This is a genomic window from Streptomyces sp. NRRL F-5727, from assembly GCF_000719555.1.
Classification (GTDB): domain Bacteria; phylum Actinomycetota; class Actinomycetes; order Streptomycetales; family Streptomycetaceae; genus Streptomyces.
This window is the reverse complement of sequence record NZ_JOGX01000075.1, coordinates 24,378-30,377: the sequence shown is the minus strand read 5'-3', so window position 1 is coordinate 30,377 and position 6,000 is coordinate 24,378. Positions and strand designations below refer to the sequence as shown.

The 6,000-nt window shown below is 71.7% G+C and carries 6 protein-coding genes; all 6 read right to left on the bottom strand.

Annotated features, from left to right (window positions below; translation table 11 throughout):
- Window positions 1-219 precede the first annotated feature (219 nt).
- The 6 genes from IF73_RS42910 to IF73_RS0132680 all read right to left on the bottom strand — a co-directional run bounded on the left by IF73_RS42910 (window position 220) and on the right by IF73_RS0132680 (window position 5,818).
- The gene (locus IF73_RS42910; protein ID WP_369293336.1) at window positions 220-306 is read right to left on the bottom strand and encodes a putative leader peptide; all 87 of its coding nucleotides are present in this window, start codon (window positions 304-306) and stop codon (window positions 220-222) included.
- A 32-nt stretch (window positions 307-338) separates the two neighbouring features.
- Entirely contained in the window at window positions 339-2,135 is a 1,797-nt protein-coding gene (locus IF73_RS0132700) for an FAD-dependent monooxygenase (RefSeq protein WP_031014158.1), read from the bottom strand.
- A gap of 341 nt (window positions 2,136-2,476) precedes the next feature.
- On the bottom strand, window positions 2,477-3,367 hold the full coding sequence (locus IF73_RS0132695; protein WP_037881233.1) for an amino acid ABC transporter permease: 891 nt from the start codon (window positions 3,365-3,367) through the stop codon (window positions 2,477-2,479).
- Entirely contained in the window at window positions 3,364-4,038 is a 675-nt protein-coding gene (locus tag IF73_RS0132690) for an amino acid ABC transporter permease (RefSeq protein WP_031014156.1), read from the bottom strand. The genes IF73_RS0132695 and IF73_RS0132690 overlap by 4 nt, the downstream gene beginning before the upstream one ends.
- Window positions 4,039-4,157: 119 nt before the next feature.
- A complete protein-coding gene (locus tag IF73_RS0132685; protein WP_031014154.1) occupies window positions 4,158-4,979 on the bottom strand; it encodes a glutamate ABC transporter substrate-binding protein in 822 nt (273 codons plus the stop codon).
- 53 nt (window positions 4,980-5,032) lie between these two features.
- A complete protein-coding gene (locus IF73_RS0132680; protein ID WP_031014153.1) occupies window positions 5,033-5,818 on the bottom strand; it encodes an amino acid ABC transporter ATP-binding protein in 786 nt (261 codons plus the stop codon).
- Window positions 5,819-6,000 lie beyond the last annotated feature (182 nt).

Below are 6,000 nucleotides of genomic sequence, written 5' to 3'. Positions count from 1 at the left end.
GGCGGCGACCGGAGGGGCGAGGGCGGGGGAAGGGGGGACGACAGGGGAAGGGGTGGTGGCAGGGGAGGGGGTGACAGAAGACGCGGGCACGGGTGACCGTCCTGGAATCGCCGGGGTGCGCGCCGCGAGGGACGGCCGGCGGAAGGCCGGCCGGAGCCACGGGGGCCACGGCAGGCAGGGGCCGGCCGGGCGGGGCGCGCGGGGGAAGGGGAAGCGAGTTCAGAGGGACGGGCGACACACGCAGCCCGCGTAGCGGATCAGGTCCATATGGACCCTCCGCCACAGGCGTACATCGGTGTCGGTCACGCTCCGGAGTACACCACGCGAGCCCGCGCGAATCAATGGACGTCCGCGGTCCGGTCGTGTCCCAGGGACGCCTCGGCCGGTGCCGGGACCTCGGCGGAGACGGCGGCGGGGGGCCGCTCGTCGTCCGCCGACGCGGCCGGGAGGGCCTTCGCCTTCGGGGACCGCTCGCCCTCGGACGATCCGGCCGGGAGGGCCTTGACGGGGGTGTCCGGGGCGGTGTCGTCCGGGGCGTTGCCGCGGGCGGCCTCCGCCGCCGCGCGCAGTTCCTCCGGGCGCACGCCGGCGAAGGCGGCGACCAGGTGTCCGTCGGGGCGGATCAGCAGGACGGCGTGCGCGGGGGCGCCCGGGTAGGCGTCGGTCACCAGGACCTCCGCCGTCATCGGCAGGGCCTCGGCGGCCTCCTCCAGACGGGGCATCAGACCGGCGGTCCGCCAGTGCCGGCGCTCCCACACCCCGGAGCCGGGGGCGACCAGCAGGACCAGGAGCCGGGACTGCCCGAGGCGGTCCCGGAGCCGCACCGTCGTGTCGTCGGGGGCCGTCACCCGGACGTCCTCGACGGGGGCGCCGAGCGGGGTGCCCACCGGGATCATCCCCTCGCTGAACGGCGCGGCGAGCGGCGAGTGCGGGTAGGCCGGGGAGGCGCCCAGCGGGCCCCGGCCCAGGTGCCCGTCGGTCAGCAGGGCGTCGTGGCCGCGCAGCACGCCCGGCAGATAGGCGCGCAGCCCGCCGCCGCCGCGCAGCGCCGGAAGGGCCTGGTCGGCGGTGCGGAGACGGGCGGCGACCGCGGTCCGGCGCTCGCTCTGGTAGCTGTCGAGCAGGGCGTCCGGGGCCGCGCGGTGCCAGGTGAGGGCGAGCTTCCAGGCGAGGTTGTCGACGTCCCGGAGGCCCTCGTCGAGGCCCTGGGTGCCGATCGCGCCCAGCAGGTGGGCCGCGTCCCCGGCGAGCAGCACCCGGTCGACGCGCCAGCGGCGGGCGAGCCGGTGGTGCAGGGTGTGGACGCCGGTGTCGAGCAGTTCGTACGGGGGCGTGGTGCCGTCGCACCAGCCGGCCAGGGTCTCGCGGATCCGGGCCACCAGGGCGTCCGGGGTGACGAGTTCGCCGCGCGGCGGCAGCAGCCAGTCGATCCGCCAGACCCCGTCCGGCAGCGGGCGGGCGCTGATCTCCTCGCCGACCCCGCGCCACGGGGGCTGACGGTGCAGCACGGACTCGCCGGGCCAGGGGAGTTCGGTGCGCAGGGCGGCGACCGCGTGGCGTTCGACCGCGGTGCGGCCGGGGAAGCGGACGTCGAGCAGCTTGCGGACGGTCGAGCGGGCGCCGTCGCAGCCGACGAGGTGGCTGCCGCGCCACCAGGTGCCCTCCGGGCCGCGGGTGTGGGCGACGACTCCGGAGCGGTCCTGCTCGATGGAGTCCAGGCGGGCGTCGGTGACGAGCCGCACGAGCGGTTCGCGGGCGATGGCGTCGCGCAGGCCGCGGGCGAGCGCGTGCTGGGTGATGTGCAGGGGGGCGGCCGGCGCGGCGGGGGAGTCCGGGTCCTCGGACCACTCCTCGGTGCCGCCGAGCCCCAGGTCGAAGGCGATCTGGCGGGGCTGCCGGCGGCGCTGCATCCCCCGCCAGCCGACCCAGCGCAGCCCCTCGTCACGGACGGTGGCGCAGCCCAGGCGTTCGACCAGGGCGGCCATGTCGGCGCGCAGCACGACGGTCCGCGCCGGGCGCGGCTCCTCCGTGCCGGAGGTCTCGTCGAGGACGACGCAGGGCACGCCCTGCGCGGCGAGCGCGAGGGAGAGCGCGAGGCCGACCGGCCCCGCGCCCACGATGATCACCGGGTCCACGGCGCGGCTCCAAAAGGCCGGAAAGTCATGGGGGCAGCACAGCAGAGTGTGGCACGAGCCCGGTGCTTGATCACAGACCGTATGCAACCCAGTCAGGGTGTTTTGCGTCAAGTGACGCGGTGGGCGTGGTGCGGCTGAGGTCCGGCCGGGCCGGTTTCCGGGCGCGGCGGGCGGCTCGCGCATCGCTTTCCGCCCCACCAGGACCTCCGGCCCCGCCGCTTGCCCCGGAGGCAGGCGGTCCGGGGGAGGGCGACGGGGCCGGAAGTGGACGGGCGCGGAACTTGGGGGAAACCGGGCCGGTCGGGGTGGTGGTCGTGAGGGGCGGCCGTCGGGGCGGCCGGTCAGAGGCCGCCGGTGCTCGCCCCGCCCATCTCGACGTTCACGATCGGGGCCGTGTCCTTCACCGCGGCCGCCTTGCGGCCCTGGCGCAGCCGCTTCTCCAGCCGGGCGGCGAGGTAGGTGAGGAGGGCGTTGAGCGCGATGTAGATCAGGGCGATGACGGTGAAGGCGGCGATCGTGTTGGCGCCGTAGTTGGCGGTGATCTGCCGGTTCTGGCTGAGGAGTTCGCCGAAGCCGAGCAGCGCGCCGCCGAGCGCGGTGTCCTTCACGATGACGACGAGCTGGCTCACCAGGGCGGGGAGCATGACCGTCACGGCCTGGGGCAGCAGCACGTACAGCATGGTCTGGCCCTTGCGCATGCCGAGCGCGACGGCCGCGTCGCCCTGGCCCCGGGGGAGCGAGAGGACGCCGGCGCGGACGACCTCGGCGATGACGGAGGCGTTGTAGAGCACCAGGCCCGTGACGACCGCGTACAGCGGCCGGAAGTCGGAGCTGACGGGCGTGTAGGCGGCGTACACGGCGCTGGAGAACATCATCAGCAGCAGCACCGGGATGGCCCGGAAGAACTCCACGACCGCGCCGACCGGGACCCGCACCCAGCGGTGGTCGGAGAGCCGGCCGATGCCCAGGGCCGCGCCGAGCGGCAGGGCGATCAGGATCGAGAGCGCGGCGGCCTTCAGGGTCTCGATCAGGCCGGGGATCAGATACGTCGTCCACACCTGGGAGTCGGTGACGAACGGGCTCCACTTCTCGGCCGCCAGCTGGTTCTTGTCGGCCAGCGCGGAGAGCACCCAGTAGGCCACCAGACCGAGGACGGCGAGGAAGGCCACCGTGTAGACGACGTTGCGCCGCTTGGCCTTGGGGCCGGGGACGTCGTAGAGGACGGAGTTCATCGCTTCACCGCCAGTCGCTTGGCCGCCCAGCCGAGGACCAGGCCGGTGGGGAGGGTGAGGAGGATGAAGCCGAAGGCGAAGATCCCGAAGACCGCGAAGAGGGCGTCGGCCTCGTTCTCGATCATCTCCTTCATCAGGAACGCGGCCTCGGCGGCGCTGATCGCCGCCGCCACCGTGGTGTTCTTGGTGAGGGCGATGAGCACGTTGGCGAGCGGGGTGATCGCCGCGCGGAACGCCTGCGGGAGGATCACCAGGGTCAGGACCTGGGTGAAGCTCATGCCCAGCGCGCGGGCGGCCTCCGCCTGGCCCGCCGGCACCGTGTTGATGCCGGAGCGCAGCGCCTCGCAGACGAAGGTGCCGGTGTAGGCGGTGAGACCGAGGATCGCGAGCCGGAAGCCGATCTCCTCGAAGTTCTCGCCGCCGAGCGTGATCTGGAGGGTCTGGTTGAGGCCGAAGGAACAGGCCACGATGACCACGGTCAGCGGAGTGTTGCGGACGAGGTTGACGTACGCCGTGCCGAAGCCGCGCATCAGCGGCACCGGGCTGACCCGCATGGCGACCAGGGCGGTGCCCCAGATCAGCGAGCCGATCGCCGAGTAGAGGGCGAGCTGCGCCGTCACCCAGAAGGCGCCGAGCAGGTCGTACTGCCCGGAATCAAGAAAGTCGAACACGATGCCCCGCGCTCTCCCCTGGTGGTCGGTCGGTGGGACGGCCGGTGCGTCGGCAGCGGCCGGTGGCGCCGTGACGGCCGCGCCCCGGTGGGGCGGCCGTCACGGCGACGCTCGCTCGGTCAGCCCGCGATCTTCGGGGCCGGCTCGTTCTTGTAGCCCGACGGGCCGAAGTGCTGCTTCACGAGCTTGTCCCAGGTGCCGTCGGACACCATCTTCTCCAGGGCCTTGTTGATCTTGCCCTTGAGCTCGGAGTCGCCCTTCTTGAGGCCGATGCCGTAGTTCTCGTCGCTCATGGAGAGGCCCACGAGCTTGAACTTGCCCTGGTGCTCCTTCTGCGAGGCGTAGCCCGCGAGGATGGAGGCGTCCGTGGTGAGGGCGTCGACGGCCTTGTTCTCCAGGCCGGTCAGGCACTCGGAGTAGCCGCCGAGCTGCTGGAGGTCGGCCTTCGGGGCCAGCTTCTCCTTGACGTTCTGCGCGGAGGTCGAGCCGGTCACCGAGCAGAGCTTCTTGGTGTTGAGGTCCTCGACCTTGGTGATCGAGGTGTCGTCGGCGCGGACCAGCAGGTCCTGGTGGGTCAGGAAGTACGGGCCGGCGAAGTCGACCTCCTTCAGGCGCTTCTCGTTGATCGAGTAGCTCGCGACGACGAACTTCACGTCGCCGTTCTTGATGAGGTTCTCGCGCTCGGCCGACGGGGCCTGCTTCCAGTTGATCTTGTCCTCGGCGAAGCCGAGCTCCTTGGCGACGTACTTGGCGACGTCGACGTCGAAGCCGGCGTACGAGCCGTCCGGGGTCTTCAGGCCGAGACCCGGCTGGTCGAACTTGATGCCGATGGTGATCTTGTCGCCGTTGCTGCCGGAGTCCGAGCCGGTGCCGCAGGCGGTGGCGGTCAGGGCGAGGACGACGGCGGCCGCGGCGGCCGCGGAGGCGTTGCGAAGCTTCATGGTGAAGATCCCTTGGATAGGCGTGAGTTGCGAAGACTAGGTCGTCGACTCGCTCAGTGGTGCAGGATTTTGGAGAGGAAGTCCTTCGCCCGGTCGCTGCGCGGGTTGCTGAAGAACTCCTCGGGGGTGGCCTGTTCGACGATCCTGCCGTCGGCCATGAAGACGACCCGGTCGGCCGCGGAGCGGGCGAAGCCCATCTCGTGCGTCACGACCACCATCGTCATGCCCTCCCGGGCCAGCTGCTGCATGACCTCCAGGACCTCGTTGATCATCTCGGGGTCCAGGGCCGAGGTCGGCTCGTCGAAGAGCATCACCTTCGGGTCCATGGCGAGCGCGCGGGCGATCGCCACGCGCTGCTGCTGCCCACCGGAGAGCTGCGCCGGGTACTTCTCGGCCTGCGCGGCCACGCCCACCCGCTCCAGCAGGGCTCGGGCCTTGGTCTCCGCCGCCTTCTTCTCCGTGCGGCGGACCTTGATCTGGCCCAGCATCACGTTCTCGAGCACGGTCTTGTGCGCGAAGAGATTGAAGGACTGGAAGACCATGCCGACGTCCGACCGCAGCCGGGCCAGCTCCCTGCCCTCCGCGGGCAGCGGCTTGCCGTCGATGGTGATCGTCCCGGCGTCGATCGTCTCCAGGCGGTTGATCGTGCGGCACAGCGTCGACTTGCCGGAACCCGACGGTCCGATGACGACGACGACTTCACCGCGGCCGATCGTGAGGTCGATGTCCTGCAGCACGTGCAGCGCGCCGAAGTGCTTGTTCACTCCGGACAGGACGACCAGATCCTCCTGGGCCCGGGGGGAGTCCTCGTGGTCCTTGGACACTGCCACTCCGCTCATCGGCCTCTTGCTCCGTCCTCCTCGGTTGGGAGGACACTAGAGACACGTTCGGATGACCGTCATCACATCTGAGCGGAAATTGAGGATAACGATAAGGCCACAGGCGGACACCGTGGGTGAAGGTGACCTGCGGGGCCGTACCGGGTGAATAACGGAAGCCGACGGTCCGCCGGGGGACACTT

Excerpts from the sequence above, each read along its gene's own strand:
- IF73_RS0132695 (WP_037881233.1), bottom strand. The coding sequence starts at position 3,367 with ATGAACTCCGTCCTCTACGACGTCCCCGGCCCCAAGGCCAAGCGGCGC.
- IF73_RS0132680 (WP_031014153.1), bottom strand. The coding sequence starts at position 5,818 with ATGAGCGGAGTGGCAGTGTCCAAGGACCACGAGGACTCCCCCCGGGCC.
- IF73_RS0132685 (WP_031014154.1), bottom strand. The coding sequence starts at position 4,979 with ATGAAGCTTCGCAACGCCTCCGCGGCCGCCGCGGCCGCCGTCGTCCTC.